The organism is Caballeronia eucalypticola (assembly GCF_047608185.1).
Taxonomy (GTDB): domain Bacteria; phylum Pseudomonadota; class Gammaproteobacteria; order Burkholderiales; family Burkholderiaceae; genus Caballeronia.
The window spans coordinates 141239-165108 of record NZ_JBLKRU010000012.1; the positions used below are offsets into that span (position 1 = coordinate 141239).

The 23870-nt window shown below is 62.1% G+C and carries 18 protein-coding genes; 5 read left to right on the top strand and 13 right to left on the bottom strand.

Annotation, left to right across the window (positions count from 1 at the left end; all coding sequences use genetic code 11):
- Nucleotides 1-6: 6 nt before the first annotated feature.
- The 6 genes from ACMX25_RS16470 to ppc all read right to left on the bottom strand — a co-directional run bounded on the left by ACMX25_RS16470 (nt 7) and on the right by ppc (nt 8478).
- Nucleotides 7-948: a bestrophin family protein gene (locus ACMX25_RS16470; protein WP_414951058.1), complete on the bottom strand. Its 942-nt coding sequence runs from the start codon at nt 946-948 to the stop codon at nt 7-9.
- A 130-nt stretch (nt 949-1078) separates the two neighbouring features.
- Nucleotides 1079-2485 (bottom strand): argininosuccinate lyase, encoded by a 1407-nt coding sequence (gene argH / locus ACMX25_RS16475; RefSeq protein WP_414951059.1) that lies wholly within the window; start codon nt 2483-2485, stop codon nt 1079-1081.
- A 212-nt stretch (nt 2486-2697) separates the two neighbouring features.
- Nucleotides 2698-3465: an anti-sigma factor gene (locus ACMX25_RS16480; RefSeq protein WP_414951060.1), complete on the bottom strand. Its 768-nt coding sequence runs from the start codon at nt 3463-3465 to the stop codon at nt 2698-2700.
- Nucleotides 3465-4214 carry a sigma-70 family RNA polymerase sigma factor gene (locus ACMX25_RS16485; protein WP_414951061.1) on the bottom strand — a complete coding sequence of 250 codons (750 nt, stop codon included), beginning with the start codon at nt 4212-4214 and terminating at the stop codon, nt 3465-3467. The genes ACMX25_RS16480 and ACMX25_RS16485 overlap by 1 nt, the downstream gene beginning before the upstream one ends.
- A 128-nt stretch (nt 4215-4342) precedes the next feature.
- A complete protein-coding gene (locus ACMX25_RS16490) occupies nt 4343-5188 on the bottom strand; it encodes a helix-turn-helix transcriptional regulator (protein ID WP_414951062.1) in 846 nt (281 codons plus the stop codon).
- Between the two features lie 233 nt (nt 5189-5421).
- Nucleotides 5422-8478, bottom strand: coding sequence for a phosphoenolpyruvate carboxylase (gene ppc, locus ACMX25_RS16495; protein WP_414951063.1), 3057 nt, complete (start codon nt 8476-8478; stop codon nt 5422-5424).
- Nucleotides 8479-8825: 347 nt separating this feature from the next.
- Here ppc and hemC point away from each other — a divergent pair, with 347 nt between their 5' ends.
- From hemC to ACMX25_RS16510, 3 genes are read left to right on the top strand one after another with little or no spacing between them, the layout of a single operon-like run.
- Nucleotides 8826-9827, top strand: coding sequence for a hydroxymethylbilane synthase (gene hemC, locus ACMX25_RS16500; protein ID WP_414951064.1), 1002 nt, complete (start codon nt 8826-8828; stop codon nt 9825-9827).
- Nucleotides 9827-12019: a fused uroporphyrinogen-III synthase HemD/membrane protein HemX gene (hemDX, locus tag ACMX25_RS16505; RefSeq protein ID WP_414951065.1), complete on the top strand. Its 2193-nt coding sequence runs from the start codon at nt 9827-9829 to the stop codon at nt 12017-12019. The genes hemC and hemDX overlap by 1 nt, the downstream gene beginning before the upstream one ends.
- The gene (locus ACMX25_RS16510) at nt 12019-13212 is read left to right on the top strand and encodes a heme biosynthesis protein HemY (protein WP_414951112.1); all 1194 of its coding nucleotides are present in this window, start codon (nt 12019-12021) and stop codon (nt 13210-13212) included. Before hemDX ends, ACMX25_RS16510 begins: the two co-directional genes overlap by 1 nt.
- 57 nt (nt 13213-13269) lie before the next feature.
- Here ACMX25_RS16510 and ACMX25_RS16515 read toward each other — a convergent pair whose 3' ends face one another.
- From ACMX25_RS16515 to trxB, 6 genes are all read right to left on the bottom strand, one after another.
- A complete protein-coding gene (locus ACMX25_RS16515; RefSeq protein ID WP_414951066.1) occupies nt 13270-14781 on the bottom strand; it encodes a TolC family outer membrane protein in 1512 nt (503 codons plus the stop codon).
- A 66-nt stretch (nt 14782-14847) separates the two neighbouring features.
- Nucleotides 14848-15171, bottom strand: coding sequence for a rhodanese-like domain-containing protein (locus tag ACMX25_RS16520; protein ID WP_414951067.1), 324 nt, complete (start codon nt 15169-15171; stop codon nt 14848-14850).
- Between the two features lie 156 nt (nt 15172-15327).
- Nucleotides 15328-15981 (bottom strand): protein-L-isoaspartate O-methyltransferase family protein, encoded by a 654-nt coding sequence (locus ACMX25_RS16525; RefSeq protein ID WP_414951069.1) that lies wholly within the window; start codon nt 15979-15981, stop codon nt 15328-15330.
- A gap of 192 nt (nt 15982-16173) precedes the next feature.
- Complete coding sequence (locus tag ACMX25_RS16530; protein ID WP_414951113.1) at nt 16174-16794, bottom strand: trimeric intracellular cation channel family protein; 621 nt, start codon at nt 16792-16794, stop codon at nt 16174-16176.
- A 2-nt stretch (nt 16795-16796) separates the two neighbouring features.
- The gene (locus ACMX25_RS16535; RefSeq protein WP_414951114.1) at nt 16797-17663 is read right to left on the bottom strand and encodes a Smr/MutS family protein; all 867 of its coding nucleotides are present in this window, start codon (nt 17661-17663) and stop codon (nt 16797-16799) included.
- Between the two features lie 235 nt (nt 17664-17898).
- Nucleotides 17899-18894 carry a thioredoxin-disulfide reductase gene (gene trxB / locus ACMX25_RS16540; RefSeq protein ID WP_414951070.1) on the bottom strand — a complete coding sequence of 332 codons (996 nt, stop codon included), beginning with the start codon at nt 18892-18894 and terminating at the stop codon, nt 17899-17901.
- Nucleotides 18895-19262: 368 nt separating this feature from the next.
- On the opposite strand from trxB, the gene ACMX25_RS16545 reads away from it, so the two are divergent.
- Both ACMX25_RS16545 and lolA read left to right on the top strand, forming a co-directional pair.
- Nucleotides 19263-21584, top strand: coding sequence for a DNA translocase FtsK (locus tag ACMX25_RS16545; RefSeq protein WP_414951071.1), 2322 nt, complete (start codon nt 19263-19265; stop codon nt 21582-21584).
- A gap of 22 nt (nt 21585-21606) precedes the next feature.
- Complete coding sequence (lolA, locus tag ACMX25_RS16550; protein WP_414951072.1) at nt 21607-22275, top strand: outer membrane lipoprotein chaperone LolA; 669 nt, start codon at nt 21607-21609, stop codon at nt 22273-22275.
- Between the two features lie 68 nt (nt 22276-22343).
- On the opposite strand, the gene cytX is transcribed toward lolA, so the two are convergent.
- A complete protein-coding gene (cytX, locus tag ACMX25_RS16555; RefSeq protein ID WP_414951073.1) occupies nt 22344-23696 on the bottom strand; it encodes a putative hydroxymethylpyrimidine transporter CytX in 1353 nt (450 codons plus the stop codon).
- Between the last annotated feature and the right edge of the window lie 174 nt (nt 23697-23870).

A 23870-nucleotide genomic window follows, 5' to 3' on the forward strand; every position in this document is an offset into this window, starting at 1 on the left:
GGCTTCTCAGGTAACGATAAACCGGCGCGCTGCCACGCCCGGCTCCGGCAACGCCTTCGGTGGTCGCGTGAACGCCGGGTCAGCGGTCATATCGTAGAGCGCGGATTCGAGCAAGTCGCATAGCGCGGTCAACGCCAGGTCGTTTTCTTCCAGGCCGAACGGATCTTCGATCTGCGCGGCAATCGCCTCCAGCGACATGAACGCGTACGCGACCAGCAGCGCGAACAACGGTGTGAGCAGACCGGCTCCATCGACAAGCCCGAACGGCAGCATCACGCAGAACAGATACACGGTCCGGTGGATCATCACTGAATACGAGAACGGCAGGGGCGTCGATGCCAGCCGTTCGCACCCGCCGATCACGCCGGACAACTCGTTCAGGTTTTGCTCGAAGGCGAGCTCGCCGTAGCCGTCGAGTGCACCTTCGCGAGCGCGCGTGCTCGCCCATTCGCCGAGCCATCGCAAGATCAGTGACGAGCGGTATTGCGCTTGAACGACACGTTGATAAAGCGCCGGCGGGAGGCGCGTGGCGAGATCGGGTAGGGGATCGGTGCGGCGCATTTCGTGGCGCAGCGCGTGACCGAGCGCACCCATTGTCGCGATGAACTCACGCGTGTGTTCGGTTTTGACGCCGCGCGGCAGCGTCAGTGCTTGCCGCGCAATTGAACGGCCGTGGATCAGCAACGAACCCCACAGCTTGCGGCCTTCCCACCATCGCTCATAACTCGCGCTATTGCGAAAGCCCAGGAACACGGCGAGCGCGATACCTACCAGCGCGAACGGTGGCGTGCCGAGCCCGACCGGGTAATTGCGCACGTGGTCGTGCATCACGATCGCCGCGACTGACAACACGAAGATCAGCGCGAGGCGCGGCAGGAGTTGCGGCAACACGGACCCGCGCCAGACGAACAGCATGCGGAACCAGTTGAGCTTGGGACGGATGATCATGGGTGATCCGAAAACAACGGAGGTGATTGCGTGCCGGGCAGTTGCTACGCGCGAATGTAGCCACATCGGCTACGATCGTAGCCAAATTAGCTACGATCGGTCCCGCAATGTGCTTCGCTGGCTGCCTTAATTACCCCAGCGCCGCGCGCGCCGCCTTCGCCGCCGCCCGAACCTGTTCCGGCGCGGTTCCACCGGCGTGATTCCGGCTGGCGACCGAGCCCTCCAGCGTGAGGTACTCGAACACATCCTCGCCAATCAAACTCGCCACGTTCGGCAATTCCGCGCGCATTTCATCGAGCGTCAGGTCGGCCAGATCACAGCCGCGGTCCACGCAGATACGCACAGCCAGCGCCACCGCTTCGTGCGCATCGCGGAACGGCAGGCCACGTTTAACCAGATAGTCCGCGAGATCGGTTGCCGTCGAGAAACCCTGCAGCGCGGCTGCGCGCATGGCGTCCGGTTTGACCGTGATACCCGCTGCCATTTCGGCGAAGATGCGCAGGGTGTCCGAGACGGTATCGACGGTATCGAACAGCGGTTCCTTGTCTTCCTGATTGTCCTTGTTGTACGCGAGCGGTTGGCCCTTCATCAGCGTCAGCAATGCCATCAGATGCCCGTTCACGCGACCCGTCTTGCCGCGCGCGAGTTCGGGCACGTCCGGGTTCTTTTTCTGCGGCATGATCGACGAGCCGGTGCAGAAGCGGTCAGCCAGGTCGATGAAACCAACCCGCGGGCTCATCCACAGCACGAGTTCTTCGGAGAAGCGCGACACGTGCGTCATGATCAACGCAGCCGCCGCTGTAAATTCGATGGCGAAATCGCGATCCGATACGGCGTCGAGCGAGTTTGCGCAGATGCCGTCGAAGCCGAGCGTCCTGGCCACGGCGTGACGATCGATCGGATAACTCGTGCCGGCAAGCGCCGCTGCGCCAAGCGGGAGACGGTTCACGCGCTTGCGGCAATCGAGCAGACGTTCACTGTCGCGGCTGAACATTTCCACGTAAGCCAGCAGGTGATGACCGAACGTCACAGGCTGCGCAACTTGCAAATGGGTGAAACCGGGCATGATCGTTTCGGCGTTTTGCTCGGCAATATCGATCAGCGCACGACGCAGCGCGACCAGCAATTCACCAATCAGGTCGATCTCGCCACGCAGCCAAAGACGGATATCGGTTGCCACCTGGTCGTTGCGCGAGCGGCCGGTATGCAGGCGTTTGCCGGCATCGCCGATAAGCGCCGTCAGCCGCGCTTCGATGTTCAGGTGCACGTCTTCCAGGTCGAGTTTCCACTCGAATTCGCCGCGTTCGATTTCGCCGCGGATCTGCGTCAAGCCTTTCTGAATGGCCTGAAAATCCGCATCGGCGATAATTTTTTGCGCGGCCAGCATGGCGGCATGAGCCAGCGATCCCTCGATATCGACGAGCGCGAGGCGTTTGTCGAAGAACACCGATGACGTGTAGCGCTTGACCAGATCGGACATTGGTTCGTTGAAGCGAGCCGACCAGGCTTCGCCTTTTTTGTGCAGTTGAGACGTCATAGTGATGTTCGTAAGAGGGCGGAAAGTCGATGGCAGGCGGCCGGGCGTAGCCCAATCCGGATAGAAACCCGCAGAATTGGCGATTTTACAGGCAATGAGAACGGGGAACCATCGAACGGAGGGAAGCGGGCTGTCAACACGCGCATGCAAGGCACAAAAGAAAAAGGAGCGTCTCGGCGACGCTCCTTAGCTCTTTAGTCAAACAACAACCGTCACGCTGCCGGAATCACCTTGCCCGTATAGACGACCGGGCCGGTCGGCCCATTCGGATTCGGCGATCCGCCGACAGGTTCCACCGACACCGCCAACATCGGATACGCATTCACAGTAGCCGCTTTGAACCGCGCGGTTCCCCCGACTGGCAGCACGCCGAGCGAAACCGGGTGTCCTTCCTTGGGCAGGCCCCAGAGTTGCATGGATTTATCGGAGGGATCCGACGAGCCGCTCAAACGCCGAACGATGACCTCGGAAGTCCGGTCGTCCCAGGTGACGAGCATCCTCGGGTTCGATTTGTCATCGGCAAGCGTGGCGACATAACCAATCTGCGGCTCCTGCGCGACTTGCGGCGCGGGCGCGGGGGCTGGCACCGGCGCGACCGTCGACAGTTCGCGAATGGACACAACCAGCGCAATCGCTGCGATCGCGGTAGCGGCGATCGACCAGCCACGCCAGAACGACAGGTTCTCGAACCAGCTCGGCTTCGGCCGGGAAACCGGCCGGGCCGCGGCCGCGTCGCGCCGGGCGTTCACCAGGTTCAAGCGTCGCTCGATCGCTGGCCAGATCTCCGGCGGCGGCGCGACCGCCGGCCCGAGTTCGGTCATTGCCGCTAGTCGCAAACGCCAGGTTTCGACGGCCAGGCGTATCGCCGGATCGTGCTGCGAAATAGTTTCAAACCGTCTGCGCGATCCCCCGCGCAGCACGCCGAGCGTGTACTCGGCGGCGAGTTGGTCCACCAGGCCTGCGTGTCGATGCAGATCCATCACAGACCTCCCAGGCACGTCTTGAGTTTTTCGAGGCCGCGCCGAATCCACGACTTCACCGTGCCCAGCGGTACTTTCAGGACATCGGCCACTTCGCTGTGGCTCTGGTCACGCAGATAGGCCAGCGCCACGGCCTGTCGCTGATTGGCTTCGAGCCGCCCCATGCAGATGGCGAGTTGCCGCGCTTCCTGGCTCATCAACATCTGGTCGGAGGGATCTGCCTCATTGGTGGGCAAGGTATCGTCCAAAGCGTCGCTCCATTCTGTTTCGGCGCTTGCCCCGTTGGCCTTTTGCCGCCGTAAATAATCGAGGGCCCGGTTGCGGACAATAGCCGCCATCCAGGTCATCGGTGCGGAGAGGCCGGCTTTGTAGTCGCCCGCGTATCGCCAGATATTGACGAACGCGTCCTGTAAAACTTCTTCGGCCCACTCACGCTTCACCAATATACGAAGCGCGAGGCCAAACAGTTTCGAGGAAGTTAAATCGTAGAGCGCGCGCAACGCGGCGGCGTCTTCGCTGGCGACACGATCGAGCAGTTGCACGAGGGTGTCGGGGGTCGGGTCGTGGGGGAGTGTTGTCGTCATGGGACCGGTCGGGTGGGCGGCGCGATTGATCTTACAGAAATAATTCTTTCGAATCGCACAGGTTTTTTTGCATCCGGATGCATCCGTCTCGTTTTTGCCTGCGTAACAACGGATACGAGCCCCGCGGCGCGCGAAACAATCAGCGCTGGCCGCACAGCTCACCATGTGTCCCCGTTCTCCTGCGGCCCTGCCGGGGAGAAGCGGCTTTGCCCGATCGTACCGGTCGGGCATTTTTTTCGGCTATAGGATGCGCAGAAGCATGCCGATAGCCCTGATTCGTATACCTGAACTAGCTATTCTCGAATGCGTTCCGCCGCGTCCGAGCCCACCAGTATCACCAGCTTCAAATCCTCCCGATGCGCCGGCTTGAACGTAATCTGGTCAAACACCAGGCGCCCGCGGGTTGGATGATTGAATTCCCGCGTACCGCCTTCCCGTTCGCCCACGTCTTGCGACGCCCAAAAACGGGCGAACGCATCGCTGGCGGCGCTGAGCGAATCGATCAGCGCGCGCGTGGGAGCATCGTTCAGATGGCGAATTGAATCCGCCCGGAACTCCGCGACCAGCCTTCGCGCGCGCGTTTCCCAATCGACGATCAAGCTTTGCGCCCCGGGCGCGGTAAATGTGAAGCTAAGCAGATTGCGCTCCTGAACGTCGTCCAGCCAGCCGGTGAATAGCGATGCCGCCTGTGCGTTCCAGCGCAACGCGTTCCACTGCCGGTCGAGGACGTAGGCGGGCGCATCGATCAGTTCCACCGATTTCAGCAGCGCTGCCGGCGCGTCCTGCGCTGCCGGATCGGGTTCGGCGGGGTCGCGCTGGGCGGCCAGTTCAAAGAGATACGCCCGTTCGGCCCGTGATAACTGCAACGCCACGGCGATGCGCGCAAGCGCGTCGGCGGAGGCGGACACGGGCCGTCCTTGTTCGATCCACGTGTACCAGGTCGGACTGACGCCGCACAACTGGGCGACTTCTTCGCGTCGCAAGCCGGGCGTACGGCGGCGCGGACCGGGCGGCAGGCCAACGGCCATTGGCGACAACCGTTCCCGATGCGCACGGATGAAGTCGCCAAGAGCGTGGGCTGGGGTGGCGTCGAGGGGCGGGGCGGCGTCGGTGTTGTTGGCGGTGGGTGACAAGGGCATGAGGCTCAATACGCACTTTGGAAAGTCGGGCAACGGCTCGTATTGTTTGATACCAGAATAACCGCTCAACTTGTACCGGTACAAGAGGGCGCTATTGTAGCGTCGCGGCTGGCAGGGAAATACTGACGAAAACCTGTAGGGACCGTGAAAACTTACGGCGACGAAATGAAAAAGCCGGCTTGTATGACACGAGCCGGCTTCTTCGATGAAGCAATCACCTTGCTTTCGCTATCTCACCCCGTATTACGCAACCCCGCCGCAATCCCGTTGATCGTCAAATGAATCCCGCGTCCTAACCGCACGTTGTCATCGCCCGCGCGGTGGCGTTTCAGCAACTCCACCTGCAAGTGATTCAGCGGATCCAAATAAGGAAAGCGGTTTTTAATCGACCGCGCAAGCAGCGGATTATTCGCGAGCCGCTCGTTGTTCCCCGTGATTTCCGACAACACGTTCGACGTCCGCTCCCATTCCGCCACGATCCGGCCGAACACGTGCTTGCGAAGCTTTTTATCGGTGACGAGCTGCGCGTAACGCGATGCCACCGCGATATCCGTCTTCGCCAGCACCATGTCCATGTTCGACAGCAAATTCGCGAAGAACGGCCAGGTCTTGTGCATCTTCTTCAGCGTCGCGAGACGCTTGGTGCGCTCGGCGGCGTCGGGCGCGGCGTCGAGGAAACCGGTCACTGCACTGCCGAACCCATACCACCCGGTCAGAAGCAAGCGGCATTGGCCCCACGAGAAGCCCCACGGAATCGCCCGCAAATCTTCAATCTTCCGTTGCTTCGGATCCTGCAGTTTCCGCGATGCCGGCCGGCTGCCGATGTTCAGCTCCGCGATCTCCGAAATCGGTGTCGATTCGAAGAAATACTCCTTGAACCCGGGCGTTTCATAAACCAGCGCGCGATACGCAGCCATTGCCGAATCCGACAAGGTCTGCATGGTGGCTTCAAACAGCGGCAACTGCGGCGGCGTGTTTTCGTGCGGCAGAAGCGATGCTTCCAGCGTAGCGGCAACCACGAGTTCAAGATTGCGACGCCCGATCTCCGCATTGCCGAACTTGCTCGCGATCACTTCGCCTTGCTCGGTCGTGCGGATCTGGCCATCGACGGTGCCCGGCGGCTGCGACAAGATCGCCTGATACGTCGGACCACCTCCGCGGCCGACCGTACCTCCGCGGCCGTGAAAGAGCCGCAGCGTGGTCTTGTGCTGCTTGAACAAAGCGACCAGCGCCAATTCCGCGCGATACAACTCCCAGTTCGACGTGAGGAAACCGCCGTCCTTGTTGCTGTCGGAGTAACCGAGCATCACTTCCTGCTCGCCGCCTTGCAGTTCAACCAGCTTGTCCACGCCCGGCAGCGCAAAAAAATCGCCCATGATGTGCGGCGCATTGCGCAAGTCGGCAATGGTTTCGAACAGCGGGATCACCATCAGGCCATCGTGCGCGGGATCTTTCGCGTGTCCGAGCCGCCCTTGCAGCAAGCCCGTTTCCTTCTGCAGCAACATCACTTCCAGCAAATCGCTGACCGTTTCCGTGTGCGAAATGATGTAGTTGCGCACCGCGCGCGTACCGAATTTCTCGCGCGTGACGCGTGCCGTTTCCAGCACGCCAAGTTCGCTCTTCGCAAGATCCGAGTAATCGAAATAGGGCAGGCGCAGCGGCCGTGGTTGTGCCAGTTCGCTCAGCATCAACGCGACTTTATCGGCTTCCGGCAGCGCCGCGTAATCGTCCTCCACGCCCGCTCGCGCGAGCAGTTCCGCGATCACGGCTTCGTGGATATCCGAGCTTTGACGCAAGTCGATGCTAGCCAGATGGAAGCCGAACACCTCGGCCGCGCGCGCCAGCGGCGACAAACGCGGCGCCGACAAATACTCACCGTGATGCGCGGCAAGCGATTCGATCAGCACGTTCAGATCGCCTGCAAATTCCGCCGCCGATGCATACGGTTTCGCCGGATGACGGCTACGCGCCGCGACCACGCCCGTCCCGAGCCGCTCGTCGGCGCTCGCTACCAGCCGTGCATACACGCCGATCAATGCGCGCCGATACGGCTCATCAATCCGATGCGCCGACGAATCCGGCGACGCATCGGCGAGCGCCTTCAGTGCATCGCTGGCGCCGGCCAGCAAATGCGATACCGACAATTCCGCGCCCAGCCTGTGCACCTGATCGAGATAATGTTCGAAAATCACGGTGGCCTGGCGCGTGATGGCGTGTACGAGCGTGGGCGCGGTGACGTTCGGATTGCCGTCGCGATCCCCGCCAATCCAGCTGCCCATTTGCAGGAACGGCGGCAGGCGCGCGGGCAGGCCGTGCTCGCTCAGCGCGGCTTCAATATCGGCATAAAGCGCGGGAATTTCTTCGAGAAACGTCGCGTGGTAATACGAAAGCGCGTTTTCGATTTCATCGGCAACGGTCAGGCGGGCGTCGCGCAACATCCGCGTTTGCCAGAGCGATGTCACGCGCGAGCGCAACATTGCTTCGTTCTGCGCGCGTTCGCGCGCGGTCAGTTCCTGATCGCGTTCGGCCAGCAACCGCGCGACTTCGTGCTGCGCGTCCAAAATGCTCTTGCGCGAAACTTCCGTCGGGTGAGCGGTCAAGACCGGGACGATCAGCGCATCATCGAAAAACTTTTGCAGCGTTTTTTTCGCCGACTTCGCGTTCGGGCTCGCCTTCAGGCGTTCGATGGCATAAGCCATCGTGCCGGGCTGCGGCGTGGAACCGGCGAGCGCATGAATCCGGCGGCGCCGGTTGTGATGCCGGTCCTCCGCGATATTCGCGAGATGCGAGAAATAGCTGAACGCGCGCACAACGCTCACCGTCTGCTCGGGCGACAGCGATTTCAACCGCTTTTCCAGCGTCTGCGACGCCTCGTTGTCTTCCTCGCGTCGAAACTTCACCGCTGTCTGACGAATCGTTTCCACGACATCGAACACTTCGTCGCCTTCCTGCTCGCGCACCACGTCGCCGAGCAGGCGGCCGAGATAGCGGATGTCTTCGAAAAGCGGCTGGTCCTTGTCATCGCGGGCGCGGGAAGGAGCTTTGCCGTTCTTCGCGGCTTTTGCCGGCGCAGGCGCAGCCGCAACCCGGCCGTTCGTCACGCGTTTCGTCGTGCCGGTCGCAGCCGTTTTCACGGGGGCGGCGGATTTGGACGCCTTGCTGGCAGAAACGGTAGCGGCGGCTGTGCGGCTACGAACGGCGGGCGTCGTAGCGGGCGCGGCGGAAGAAGCATCCTTCGATACAGCGTTGCGGCGGGGGCGGGCGTTGCGCGCCGATCCGGGAGACGTCACGTTGAATTCCTCTTGAAAGCCAGAGACAGGATACCGGGGCGGCCGAGCGCCAGAAAAGACAAAAGGGCGCGAGACCGCCGGCCGGTGCGACGTTCGACTGCTTTGCCATGCCTCATTACACCGTAGCCGACGAAACCCGAGATAACGAGGGCGTCCAACCGCGATCACACGATAAAATGCGTGCCCCGGCGATGCCGCGCGATGCGGCATACCCTTGCTGTCTCCGTCCTGCCGCCTTGCTCGAAGCCCGCGCCGTGGCGTTCGGGCGCGGGGTCCGACTGTAATTGGGCAATGGCGTGCGTGCTACCATTGTTTGTTATCCATCCCGTCATCCGATTGACTTTGCAATGAACTCCGAGACGCCTTCCACGCCACCGCCCGACACTCTGGTCATTGCCTCGCGGGAAAGCCGTCTAGCCATGTGGCAGGCTGAGCACGTGCGGTTTGCGCTGCACAAATTATATCCATCTTGCGACGTCAAAATTCTCGGAATGACGACACGCGGCGATCAGATTCTTGACCGGACCTTATCGAAGGTCGGCGGCAAGGGCCTGTTCGTCAAGGAACTGGAAGCTGCGCTGGCCGACGGCCGCGCCGACCTGGCCGTGCATTCGCTGAAAGACGTGCCCATGGAACTGCCTGACGGTTTCACGCTGAGCACGATTCTCGAACGCGAAGACCCGCGTGACGCCTTCGTTTCGCCTCACTATGCGTCGCTTGAAGAGTTGCCGGAAGGCAGTATCGTGGGGACGTCCAGCCTGCGCCGCGAAGCCATGTTGCGCATGCAGTTTCCTCATCTCGACGTCCGTCCGTTGCGCGGCAATCTCGATACCCGGCTCGGCAAACTCGATCGCGGCGATTACGCGGCCATCATCCTCGCCGCCGCCGGGTTGAAACGCCTTGGCCTCGAGTCGCGCATTCGTGTGAATTTGCCGGTCGAAATCAGCTTGCCGGCCGCCGGGCAGGGCGCGCTGGGCATCGAGATCTGCACCGGCCGCGACAATCTCGCTGCTTGGCTCGCCCCTTTACACCATGAAGCGACGGCCGCCGCTGTCGAAGCCGAACGGATGGTGTCGCGCTCGCTCGGCGGCAGTTGCGAAGTACCGCTTGCGGCCTATGCCGACTGGCGCGACGGCGTGCTGCATTTGCGCGGATGTGTATCCACCGTCGACGGCACGCGGGTCTTGCGCGCCGAAGGCACCGCCCGTGCCGCCGACGTGCAGGCCGCGCTGGATCTCGGCAGCCGCGTGTCGGCCGAACTGGAGGCGCAGGGCGCAATGGAGATCGTCCGTGAGTTGAGCACCGCGAGCGGCGCGCGTATTCCTCCTGCTGCCTCGCCTGCCGACTGATGGCGAGCGCTCAGGGATCTGCCCAACCATCGGCGCAAGGGCCATCTGTGCGACCGGCTGTTGTCGTCACGCGTCCTTTAGGCCAGTCGGCCGCCCTGCTGGCGTTGCTTGAGCGCGCCGGTTTCGAGTCAATCGAGTTTCCGCTCATCGATATTGGTCCCGTGACCGATGCCGCGCCGCTGCACGCGGCGCTCGGCGAGCTGTACGCACCCGCGCCGCTTGGCTTTGCGCTGGTGGTGTTCGTATCGCCTAATGCAATCGATCACGCGTTCGCCGCGCTCAATTCAGCGTGGCCTTTGCAGATTCCTATCGGCGTAGTCGGCCCCGGCAGCGTGGCCGCGCTCGGCCGGCAAGGCGTGACGGCGCCGGGTTATACGATCATCAGTCCGGCGACTGGCGCAACGGCGACCGAAACGCCCACGGACCCCCGTTACGATTCCGAGGCGTTGCATGCGGCTATCGAAGCGCATTTCGGCCTTGGGGGTCTCAAGGACAAACGTGTACTGATCGTGCGCGGCGATGGCGGCCGTGAATGGCTGGCAGACGCTTTGAGCGCTGCGGGCGCGACCGTGGAGAAGGTCGCGGCGTACCGGCGGATCGTGCCGGAACCGTCCATGCGCGACTGGGAGCGCGTCCACGCATTGCTCGCCGGCGTCCCGCACGCGTGGCTGCTGACGAGTTCGGAAGGCGTGCGCAACCTTGAAGAGCTCGCCCGCGAGCATCTCACTGTCGATGAAACCCTCACGCTCAAGCACGCGCCGCTGGTGAGCCCGCATCCGCGTATTGCCGAAGCCGCGCGGCAAGCGGGTTTTGATAGGATTACGGTGTCCGGCGCCGGCGATGAGCGTATCGTGCAGGCGCTTGGCGGCATCTTTGCGAAACAACAAGAACCCGAACAAGAATCCGACGCGCAGGTTGCAAAAGCGCAGGAACATGGATACAAGGCCTCGACGGCAGCGCCGTTCAGCCGGTCCAGTCAAACCAACCAGGAGTCCGCGCCGACGGATTCCAGGCCGGCTTCAACGCCGGCTCACCAACCGGCTCAATCACGCATGACTGATTCGAACGACTCAAGTAAAACCGCCTCGCAGTCCGCTACGTCGACTCCGCCCCCGGCGTCGAACCCGCCGAATACGCCGTTCACGCCCTACGAGTCTCAGCCGCCGAAACAGCGTGGCGGTGGCACGGGCACTGCGCTGCTGTGGCTGGTGCTGCTGATTGTCGTGGTGGTCGCGGGCGTGGGCGGCTTCATGCTCAACCGCAAGTTCGATCAGCGCGACGCGCAGTTCGCGCAGCGTCTTCAAGCGAACGACGCGCAAACTTCCGCGCTGCGCTCACAGGCCGATCAGGCCGCCAGTTCTGTAACGGCCATCAATACACAGATCATCCAGTTCCAGGGCAAGCTCACCGACGCGCAGGCGCAAAGCCAGGCGCTGCAGCAGCAATACCAGGATCTCGCGAGCAATCGCGACGACTGGACGCTCGCCGAAGTCGAGCAGATTCTTTCGAGCGCGAGCCAGCAGTTGCAGCTCACCGGCAACGTGCAGCTTGCGCTGTTCGCGCTGCAAAGCGCGGACACCCGTTTGGCTGCGACCACGGGTCCGCAGATCGTGACTATCCGCAAGGCTATCGCTCAGGACATGGACAAGTTGCGCGCAACGCCGTCCACCGATCTCACCGGGCTGGCCATCAAGCTGGACACGGCCATCGATCAGATCGACTCCCTGCCGCTGGCCGGGGAAGCGCCGATCACGCCGGCAACAGCCCACGCCGATACGCCGCGCGACACCGCCGCCATCGCTGCCAAGACGGGCCAGCCGGTTTGGAGAGTGTGGCTGGAGCAGATTGCCAGCGGTATCGGGCAGCAGTTGTCGAGCCTTGTGTCGGTGCGTCGTATCGATAACGCCGACGCCATGCTCGCTTCGCCGGATCAAGGTTATTTCGTGCGCGAAAACGTGAAGCTGCGGTTGTTGTCGGCGCGCTTGTCGTTGTTGTCGCGCAGTGAACCCGCGCTCAAGTCGGATCTTCATGCCGCCGACACCGCGCTCGGCCGGTATTTCGATCAATCGTCAGGCAAGGTCAAGGCGGTTCATACGCTCTTGCAACAAGTCGATCAGGCGTCGCTCGCGGTCACCGTGCCCGATCTGAACGCGAGTCTCGCGGCGGTCCACCAGTTCAAGCGAGGCGGATGATGACGATGCGCGGACTTATCTGGTTTGTACTGCTGTTCGCGGCAGCTGCGGGCCTGGCGCTCGTTGGCGTCTTCGACGGCGGGCAAGTGCTGCTGGTCATGCCGCCTTATCGCGTGGATATATCGCTGAATCTGTTCGTGGTGGCGCTGGTCGTATCGTTTATCGTGATCTACGCCGTGTTGCGCGCCATTCGCAGCGTCTTGAAGATGCCACAGCGCGTATCGGCGTACCGGACCCGCTCGCGGCTCGCGAAGGCAAATACCGCGTTGCGCGATGCTATCGGCCACTTGTATGCCGGGCGCTTTTCGAAGGCGGAGAAATCCGCACGCGATTCCCTTATCGCCGATGAAAACGCCGGTGCCGCCGGGTTGATCGGTGCCAAGGCGGCGCACGAAATGCACGAATACGCGCGTCGCGACGAATGGCTCGCCAAGGTTCAAGGCAGCGACTGGCAGGACGCGCGTTTGATGGCAACGGCCGACATGCGTGCCGATGGCCGCGACGCGGACGGCGCGCTCGTTGCGCTGACCGAGATGCAGGCACAGGGCGGCCGGCGCCTGCATGCGCAGCAGATTGCGTTGCGCGCGCAGCAGCAATTGAAGAACTGGGGCGAAGTGCTGAAGCTGGTCAAGACGCTGGAGAAACGCGAGGCGCTGCATCCGGCGGTCGCGGTGCGTTTGCGTCAGGTCGCGGCGGAAAATCTGCTGCGTGACCGGCGACATAACCCGGACGCGTTGCTGGAGTTCTGGCAGTCGTTATCGGCGACCGAGCGGCAATCGCCGCGTCTTGCCGATCTTGCCGCCGAACTTCTGATCGCGCTGGATCGAAGGAACGATGCACGCAAGATTGTTGAAGAAGCGTTGAATCACAATTGGGACGCACGCTTGTTGCGGCGATATCCGGATTGCGCATCACCGGGCGACGCATTGCCGTTGATCCAGCGCGCCGAAGCCTGGCAGAAGGAGCGCACCGAAGACGCGGACCTGATGTTCACGCTCGGCCGCTTGTGCCTGCATCAGCAGTTGTGGGGCAAGGCGCAGGCGTTCCTGGAGTCGGCGTTGAAACTTGCGGACAACGAACCGTTGAAGATTCGCACGCATCGGGCGCTGGCTCGTTTGCATGAACAACTCGGCGATAGCGAAAAGGCGAGCCTGCACTATCGCGAGAGCGCGCTCGCCATGAACGTGGTTTGATTTTTTATGAATGTTAAAGAAAACGCGGACTTTTCTTGAAGAAAAGCCCGCGTTTTTTTATTGCGGCATAGAACGACGGCCAACCGCGTTGGTTCCACGCGCCGCCGCGCCCGGATGCGGCACGCTGGGCGCAACGGGCAACGCGGTCAACGCGGTGTCATCGGTGGGCGAGAGCAACATGTTTAGCGAGAGCACATCGCTATCGGTCAGGCTGGCCGTCGATGCCTTCAGCTTGAGCGAGTTAATCAGTGTGTCATAGCGGGCTTTCGCAAGATCGCGTCGTGCCGAAAAGAGCTGGTCCTGCGCGTTGAGTACATCGATATTGATCCGCACGCCCACCTGATACCCGAGCAAATTCGATTCAAGCGATGTCCGCGCGGATTGTTCAGCGGTTTCGAGTGCGCGGACCTGTGCAAGTCCACTCGATACCCCCAAAAATGCCTGTCGCGCCGATAACGCCGCCGAACGCCGCGCGGCATCCAGATCTGCTGCCGCCTTGTCTTCCAGCGCCAGCGTCTGGCGCACGCGGCTTTGCGTGGCCCCGCCTTCGTACAACGGAATGGTTAGCTGAACGCCAACGGTCGCGTTGGTGTAATACGCGCCGTAATTGCCCAGTTCGGCTGCAGCCGCCGGCACCTCCGGCGAGATCGTATTCGCGCCGCTGCCAAAACCGCCGCCGAAATTCCCGCCGAAGTTACCGGCGCCGGCCGCCCCCAGACTATTTCTCCCGTAACTCGCGATCAAATCGAGCGTGGGATAGTGGCCGGCCTTCGCCTTCAAAGTCTCGCGCTGCGAGTTCGCCACGGCCAGTTGCTTGAGCACGACCTGATAGTTCGCGTCGCGCGCCATCTCGACCCATTGCTGCATGTCGGCGGGAACGGGTGGTGGCAGCGTCACGCCGCGCGCGAGGCCATCCACGCGCATCACCGGGTGCCCGACGATTTGTTCCAGCGCCGCCAGCTTCACCTCGAGATCGTTCTGCGCCGCAATTTCCTGCGAGATCGACTGATCGTATTTGGCCTGGGCTTCGTTGGTATCGGTGATGGTCGACTGGCCGACATCGAATGAGCGTTTCGCCGATTCAAGCTGCTCAGCAATCGATGCTTTTTGCGAACGCACGATTGCGACGCTGTCCTGCGCGGAAAGGGCGTCGAAGTAAGCCTGGCCTAGCCGCACGATCAGGTCCTGACGGGCGGCGGCGAACTGCGCCTGAGCGGTCGTCAGCGCAATCTGGCCTTGTTGATACCCTTGCCAGCTCGCGACGTTGATGAGCGGTTGCGTGAGCGAAACGGTGTAACCGTTGCTGTTTCCCGTGGTCGCCGGGAAACCCCCGCCAAGTTCCGTGCGCTGCTCGCTGGCGGTCACCGATGCCGACAATTGCGGCAACAGTTTCGCGCGGGCTTGCGGCAATTGCTCGCTGTCGGCGGTGAGACCGGCGCGCGCGCTCTGGAGCTGCGCGTCGGTTTCAAGCGCTTCATCGTAGAGCTGGTTGAGACTCACGGCCGAGGCCGGCGAGCACGCAAACCCGGCGCCGAGACTGCATAGCGCGAGTGCGAACATCGGGCGCATGGGATTCGTCCGGGACCGGTAAGCGGAAGGGGAGACGACTAAAAAGGCGGCGCGAAAGCGGCCGGATCAGTACGTGGGAACGGCTGGGTCGACCTGACGCGACCATGCGTCAATACCGCCGAACAAGTTGAACACCTGCGTAAAGCCGCGCGATTCCAGGAACATGCCGACCTGCGCGCTACGGGCGCCGTGGTGGCAGATGCAGACGATCTGCGCTTCGTCGTCGAGTTCTTCGCTGCGCGCGGGAATATCGCGCATCGGGATGGCGACGATGTTGGCGAGCTTGGCAGTTTCGAGTTCCCACGGTTCGCGGACGTCGAGCAGGACAGGGGCGGGACGCGATGTATCGGCGAGCCATTCGGCCAGTTCGGGTGCGGACAGGTTTTGCATGGGATTCCGGTGAAAGTGGTTAGCGACAGCGAGCCGGGCGGCCCGATGGTGCTATCCGCACAAACAAAGGTGCAGCTTGCAACGTGATGCTTCGGACTCGCCGCACGGACGATCAAACTAACACCAGCGCGAGTCCGAATGTGAAACGAAGCCGTATCAGAACTTGAAGCGCGACGGTTGCACGGCGTTCTTGAGCGGCGGGATCAGCGTTTCGAAAATATCGGCGACGCGGAATTGCTTTTCGTCCACGCGCGTAATGATTTGCGCCTTCATGACCGGCGCGGTGCCGACAAACGCCGCCAACCGGCCGCCAATCTTCAACTGATCGAGGAATTCCTGCGGCATGACCGGGAGACCGCCCGAGACGCAGATGACGTCGTAGGGTTCGGTTTCTTTCCAGCCCAGCGCGCCGTCACCGAGCACGACCTGCGCATTCGATACACCGTTCGCGGCCAAATTTTCTGCGGCCAGCTTCGCAAGTTCGGGCTCGATTTCGATGGTGGTCACCGAACGGCCGCGCGCGGCGAGCAACGCCGCCATGTAGCCGGAACCAGCGCCGATCTCGAGCACGACTTCGTGCTTTTTCACAGCCAGTTCCTGCAGCACGCGCGCTTCGACTCGCGGAAACAGCATGTGTTGACCGGTGGGCAGCGGAATTTCGAGATCCGCGAACGCGATGTTGCGATACGCGGCCGGAACGAAGTTTTCACGCTTGACGATCGACAGCAGGTTCAGGACGTCCTGGTCCAGCACATCCCAGGGACGGATCTGCTGTTCGATCATGTTGAAACGCGCTTGCTCGATGTTCATGTTCAGTCTGCGGGTCGATCGACCGTTGGGGTGGAGTTGACGTAACGAGTTAAGACAACGAGTTGACGAAAAATGCAATGCCGGAAATATGGCGAAAATCGAGGAGAGATTGTAGCAAATCACCGGCGGCTTTCGCTGGCGCGTGTGGCGAGCCCGGCGTGGCGGGGCGCCGCGGGACATTGCTTCGATGAATCAGTGCGGCAAACGAATGTCCAGCTTGAGCGTGAGGAGCCGTGCAACCAGGATAAATCCGGTCGACACCAGCACGTTGTACACCCCTTGCAGCCCGAGCCAGTCCAGTCCGAGATACACCCAGCAACCCGCCAGCGCACACACCGCATAGGGACGCGAGTCGCGCAGGATCAGCGGCACCTTGTTGCACAGCACGTCGCGCATAATGCCGCCGAATACCCCTGTCACCACGCCCATCATGGCCGCCGTGAAGGCGGGCATCTGCGCATCGAGCGCAACTGAGGTCCCCGAAATGCTGAACAGGCCCAGTCCGATGGCGTCCGCAATCAGCAACGCGCGTTGGTCGAACAGGCGTGTGGTCGTGCGCAGCAGGAACGGCGCGGAAATTGCCATGAAAAAGATGACGATGACATAGTCCTGATGCTGGACCCAGTAGAACGGCCGGCGCGACAGTAATACATCGCGCATCGTGCCGCCGCCAAAAGCGGTGGCGAGCGCCACCAGGAAGGCCCCGACAACGTCCAGCCGGCGCTTTCTCGCTTCGATCAACCCCGAGATTGCATACGCGAAGATCGCGAACGCCTCCATGATCGAGATGGCCAGCGTGAGCCTGGGATGCACGATCACGGTCCCTTTCGCTGGTCGCGCTGGTCGCGGCTGTTGCCGGAGTCATGCGGCCGGTGATCCCGGTCCTGCGGATGACTGTGATGATGCGGTGAGCTGGCCGGCTGGAGCAGCACGAGCACGGCGCCCTCGCCACCATCGTGCGGCCGCGCCTGACAGAATGCGATCACTTCCTCTTTCTGTACGAGCCACGCGCGCACTTTGCCCTTGAGCACCGGTTCCCGTCCGATCGACCCAAGTCCCTTCCCGTGAATCACGCGCAGGCACCGCAGCCCACGTTTCACCGATTCACGGATAAATTCCGACAGCGCCTCGCGCGCCTCTTCGCGCCGCATGCCGTGCAGGTCGAGTTGTGCCTGCACGATCCACGCGCCGCGGCGCAGCTTGCGCACCACTTCCTGCCGCACGCCGTGGCGGCAATAGGAGAGGGAGTCGTCGGTATCGAGCAGGCTTTCGGGATCGAATTCGTCGGAGAGCGCTTCGTGCAGGACGGCTTCTTCGTCCAGGCGCGTCTGCAACGGCAGCGGCGACGGCGGCACGCGCGGCAGCGGCATGCGGGGCGGGACTTTCAGCGGCGCCACCGCGCCGATCGAACGACGAAAAATATCCGCGTCTGCTACGGCTTCGCGCTCGGCCATTGCGGCCGCGGCGCGTTGTAGCTTGCGTTTGACCGCAGCGGCCTCGAGCGTGCTGCGTAACGCGCCGAGCCCGGCGAGGCCATCGCGTTTCAACGCCGCCGACACTTCTTCCGGCGTCGGCGCAGCGGCCTTCGGCAAGGAGTCGGGCGAACCGGATACCGACGCAGGCGCAGCGTCGCGCTGGCGTTTCGGCTTGGGTTCGTTCGGATGGGGCAGGTTCTTGGGCATTGCACGGCAGAAGAAAACGCACGGCGGCGGAACACGGTTCACGCCGCTCCAGAAACCCTTTTTAACATGGGAAGGGGAAAAATCGGCGGGGCGGGTGTTTTCTTGCCTGTTTTTATCCGGCGCCTCGTTCAACTTACATCGCGTGCCAAACGAAAACGCCGGCCGGATCCAGAGGATCGCGACCGGCGTTTCTTCGTGCCCGGCAGGCTAATACGGGCACTAACTCTCTCGCTGCTTACCGTTCCGCTTCGGCGCTCATCGAATGCACGGCGGGATTTTCATTGATGCTCTCAAGATAGCGCTGTGCATCGAGTGCGGCCATGCAGCCCGTGCCGGCACTGGTGACAGCCTGGCGATAGATGTGGTCCTGCACGTCGCCGGCGGCGAACACGCCCGGAATGCTCGTGCTCGTCGCGTTACCCTGCAGGCCGCCGTGCGTCATGATGTAGCCGTTTTTCATCTCAAGCTGGCCCACGAACAGGTCCGTGTTCGGCTTGTGGCCGATCGCCACAAACACGCCTTGCAGCGGTACGTCGCTGGTCGTGCCGGTTTCGGTGCATTTGATCCGCAAGCCGGTCACGCCGGACGCATCGCCCGTGACTTCGTCCAGGACGTGGTTCCATTTGATGTCGACCAGGCCTTCCTTTTCCTTCGCAAGCAAGCGGTCGATCAGGATTGGCTCCGCGCGGAACTTGTCGCGACGATGAACCACCGTCACCTTCTTGGCGATACCCGCCAGATACAGCGCCTCTTCCACGGCCGTGTTGCCGCCGCCGATCACCGCGACTTCGCCATTCTTGTAGAAGAAACCATCGCAGGTCGCGCAAGCCGACACGCCTTTGCCCATAAACGCTTCTTCCGACGGCACGCCGAGATATTGCGCCGATGCACCCGTCGCAATGATCAGCGAGTCGCAGGTGTACTCGCCCGAATCGCCGATCAGGCGGATAGGCCTTTCGGTCAGCTTGGCGGTGTGGATGTGATCGAAGACAATTTCAGTGTTGAAGCGCTCGGCGTGCTCCAGCAAACGCTGCATCAGTTCCGGACCTTGCACGCCCAACGGGTCGCCGGGCCAGTTTTCGACGTCGGTGGTGGTCATCAGCTGACCGCCTTGCGCCAGGCCCGTGATCAGCAACGGCGACAGGTTGGCACGCGCCGCGTAGACAGCGGCGGTGTAGCCGGCGGGGCCGGAACCGAGAATCAGCACTTTTGCGTGTTTGGGCGATGACATGAGAGCAATCCGTTGTGGTTAGGGCCGAACCGTTGATCTGCGTTGATCCGATCAGCGGTTCATATCGAGTAGCGCGCGGACAGTGGAAAAGTCGCTCGTGACGGCGAACCGCATGCCACGCGCTGCTGCCGTTGACCTGTAGTTAGGTGCGAATTCGCCATTATAAAGGGCGTAAAGAACGCTCGCCGAGTGATCCTTTCAATCGCGGTCATAGCGCGATTCGCGGCTTGCAGCGTGTAACGCGTGTGTTACAGGGTGAAACCGCAGACCATTTTTGCTCGATCATCGCAACGCAGCGTTTACAATGCGTCATTAAACCTGTCGACCCGCTGCGCGCCGTGCGGTGGGTCAGAAAGCCTTACGGATCAATGGCAAAAGCTACCTATTCTGCAAGCGCGCAGGCATTGCCGCACCGCATGTCGCGCCTTTTCACCGAAATTCGATGGATCTTGCAGGTCGCGCTCTGCGTGTTCCTGCTCATGGCGCTGGTGAGTTACAGCCGCCACGATCCAAGCTGGACGCATGCCGCGCAAGTCGACCAGATAGCCAATTGGGCCGGCCGCGTGGGCGCGTGGACAGCAGACCTTCTGCTGCTTTTGTTCGGGCTGTCCGCCTATTGGTGGGTCGTCCTGCTGGTGCGGCGAATCATCGCGAATTATCGGCGGATCACGAATCACGAAGCGGCTGACGATGAAGCGCCAGTGAAAGATCGCACGTGGCTCGCCGAGGCGTTTGCGTTCGTGCTGGTGCTGGTGGCCAGTGACGGTCTGGAAGCACTGCGGATGTGGTCGCTCAAGGTACAAATGCCGCGTCCAAACGCATCGGGCGGCGTGGTCGGTGAGGCGATCGCGCATGGGATGTCCCACGCGTTGGGTTTCACCGGCGCTACGTTGTTCCTGCTGATCGCGCTGGCGATCGGCTTGTCGCTGTATTTCAACTTCTCCTGGCTGTCCGTCTGCGAAAAAACCGGCGACGCCATCATGGCCACCATCACCGGCGCGAGGATGCGCCGTGAGGCGGGCCGCGACCGCAAGCTGGGCGAAGTGGCGGCCGAGAAACGTGAAGGCAAGGTGGTGCGCGGGCGCGTGAAGATCGAGGAGCAGGAGCCGGTGATGATCGTGCCGCCGGTCGCGCTGGCCAAATCGGCACGGGTGGAGAAGGAAAAGCAGGTGCCGCTTTTCACCGATCTCCCCGGCGATTCCACGCTTCCCCCGCTGGCGCTGCTTGACGCTGCCCCGGAAGTGAAGGAAACCATTTCCGCCGATACGCTCGAATACACATCACGGCTGATTGAGAAAAAGCTCAAGGATTTCGGCGTGGAAGTTGCCGTGGTGGCGGCCTATCCGGGTCCGGTCGTGACGCGCTACGAAATCGAGCCGGCAACGGGCGTGAAGGGCTCGCAGATCGTCGGGTTGGCGAAGGATCTGGCGCGCTCGCTGTCGCTGGTCTCCATTCGGGTGGTCGAAACTATTCCGGGCAAGAATTTTATGGCGCTGGAGTTGCCGAATCAGCGCCGCCAGACCGTGCGCCTGTCCGAGATCCTCGGTTCGCAGGTTTATGCCGATGCCGCTTCGCCTTTGACCATGGGTCTGGGCAAGGATATTGGCGGCAAGCCGATCTGTGCCGACCTCGCGAAGATGCCCCACTTGCTGGTCGCGGGTACCACGGGTTCGGGCAAGTCGGTGGGTATCAACGCGATGATCCTGTCGCTGTTGTACAAAGCCACCGCCGACGAAGTGCGCATGATCCTTATCGACCCGAAGATGCTCGAAATGAGCGTCTACGAAGGCATTCCGCATTTGCTCTGTCCGGTCGTCACCGACATGCGGCAGGCCGGCAACGCGCTCAACTGGGCTGTGGCCGAGATGGAACGCCGCTACAAGCTGATGAGCAAGATGGGCGTGCGTAATCTTGCAGGCTTCAACAACAAGATCGATGAAGCCACGAAGCGCGACGAGAAGATTCCTAATCCGTTCAGCCTGACGCCGGACGAACCGGAACCGCTTAATCGCTTGCCGACCATCGTGGTCGTGATCGACGAACTCGCCGACCTGATGATGGTGGTCGGCAAGAAGGTGGAAGAGCTGATTGCACGGATCGCGCAGAAAGCGCGGGCTGCGGGGATTCACTTGATTCTCGCCACGCAGCGGCCGTCGGTCGACGTGATCACCGGTTTGATCAAGGCCAACGTGCCTACGCGGATGGCGTTCCAGGTGTCGTCGAAGATCGATTCGCGGACCATCCTCGATCAGCAAGGCGCGGAATCCCTGCTCGGGATGGGCGACATGCTTTATCTGCCGCCGGGCTCAGGGTTGCCCGTGCGTGTGCATGGCGCGTTTGTGTCGGACGAAGAAGTGCATCGCGTGGTGGCCAGGTTGAAGGAGCACGGCGAGCCGAACTACATCGAAGGTATTCTTGAAGGCGGCGTGCTGGGCGATGGCGAGGACGGTGCGCCGGGCGGTGCAGGCGCGGGCGGCGGAGAAGGCGAAGCCGATCCGCTTTACGATCAGGCCGTCGAAATCGTGATCAAGAACCGGCGCGCATCGATCTCGCTTGTGCAGCGGCATCTGCGGATCGGTTATAACCGGGCAGCACGGCTGCTCGAACAAATGGAAAATTCGGGACTCGTTTCGTCGATGTCCTCGAACGGCAATCGCGAAATCCTCACGCCGGCGCGCGAACCCGAATAAGGTTATCTGGAGAGTTTTATCTATGCAGTCAGTTTTGAGATCGGCGTTGAAAGCCGTCGTTTTGGGCGCTTCCTTGTTGGTTGCGTCGCAGGCTTTCGCAAGCGGCACCGAGCAGTTGAAGGCGTTTATCGCGCAGGTTCACTCGGCGCATGGCAGCTTCGTCCAGCGTGAAGTGAAGGCGCCGAGCAAGGCGGCGGCATCGGCTACACAGGGCATGGCCGCCCGCATTGGCGGCACGTCGAGCGGCACGTTCACGTTCGCGCGGCCGGGCAAGTTCATCTGGGCGTACGACAAACCCTATGCGCAAATTCTGCAGGCCGACGGCGACAAGCTCTATGTCTACGACAAGGACTTGAACCAGGTCACGGTCCGCGCGCTGGGCAACGCGCTGGGGGCGAGTCCTGCTGCGATTCTTTTCGGCAGCAACGACCTCGACAAGAATTTCACGTCGCGCGACGCGGGCGTGAAGGATGGCATCGACTGGCTGGAACTGACGCCTAAAGCGCAGGACACGCAGTTCCAGCAGGTCGGTATCGGCTTCAAAAACGGCAATCTCGAAGCGATGGAATTGCATGACGTATTCGGCAATGTCACGTTGCTGACCTTCTCGAACATCGAGAAAAATCCGCCGCTGAAAGCCGATCAGTTCAAATTCGTCGTGCCCAAGGGCGCAGACGTGATCAACGGCTGACGCAGCGCACGCTGCTCGGTTTCACGCGAGCGTCAGGATCGGATGGTCCTCACGCTTCAAATATTCGCTCAAGTCGCCGAAGACCGTTGTTCTTCCCGTCGACCCGACACCAACGCCAGATAAGCCAGCGCGCCCACCACGAGCGCCGGCAGCGTTGCGCCAAGATTCGGCAGCCACTGATTGATCGCGTGATACGCCGCGATTCCCAAGGCCCACGCAATAAACCCGCTCACATGCCAACCGCCCGAGAATCCGTACGGGCCGCGCGGATCGGTGAGTGCGGCGACGTCCACTCGACGTTTCCTCACGATAAAGTGATCCACCAGCACCACGCCAAATAGCGGCGCGAACACCGAGCCGATCAGCAGAAGGAAGTTCTGATACTTGCCCATCTGCACAAGCAGCGCGATCAGCGTGCACAACGCGCCGAACGCCGCCGACAGCAACGGCACGCTCGCCTTCGCCCAGAAGGTGCCGGTGGAGACGGCGGCGGAATGGATATCGGCGAAAGCGTTGTCGATTTCATCGATGAGAATCAGCAGCAGCGCAATCCCGCCCGCCGCTTGTGCCAGCGCGACTGTCAGCAGCGCATCGCCGCCGCCCGCTGCCAGGCCGTAGAACGCGCCCAACGCGTAGAACCAGATGTTCGCGATTCCATATCCGAACAGCGTGCCGCGGAACGTGCCGCCGGCGCTGCTTCCGAAACGCGTGTAATCCGCGATCAGCGGCAACCACGACAGCGGCATTGCAACCACCAGGTCGATACCCGCGCCGAACGGCATGTCACCCGTGCCGGGGCGGTTCATCAGCGCGCCGAAGTCTTGTTTCGACAGCAGATTCCACGTCAGCCAGCCCGCGCCCCCGAGCAGCAGCCAGATTCCCCACGTACGCAAGAAGCGCCGGACGAACGAGAGCGGACCGGTGATCGCGAGCGTTGTCGCCAGCACGCCGAAGATCAGCGTCCAGATCAGCGGCATGGACAAGCCGAATGATTGTTTGGCGAGGGCATCGGCGGAATCGCGCATCACGATGATTTCGAACGAGCCCCAGCCGACCAGTTGCACGGCGTTGATGACTGCAGGCACGGATGCGCCGCGTAGCCCCAGCGTCGGGCGCAACGACGACATGGCAGCCAAGCCCGTGTCCGTGCCGATCACGCCCGCGAGCGCCAGCAGGACCACGCCAATCACCGTGCCGATCACGATGGCCGCGAGCGCATGCGGCAGCGACATGCCCGGTACGAGCAGCGCGCCGGCCTGCGCGACCAGCAAGCCGATGCCGAGCGAAAACCACAGCGCGAAGGCGTCCGATGTGCCAAACGCGCGGCGCGCGGCGGGGACCGGCAAAAGCGGCGCGTAAGTCGATGCACCGGTTTCGCCGGCCGAGTCCCTGGTATTCCTCGCTTTGTTCCCTTGTCCCATTCGCGTTTCGTCCTTATCTGTAGGGCTTGGCCCGGTTCATGCGCGTTTCTTCGGTTCGTCCGCGGCTGTCATAATCACCCGTTGCGACGCGATTCGCGTTTTTTCGAGGCGAAACGCCCATTTTGAAGCAGTGGCGGCGTCTGTCTCGAAAAGCGCACGATTATCGCTGCCTTT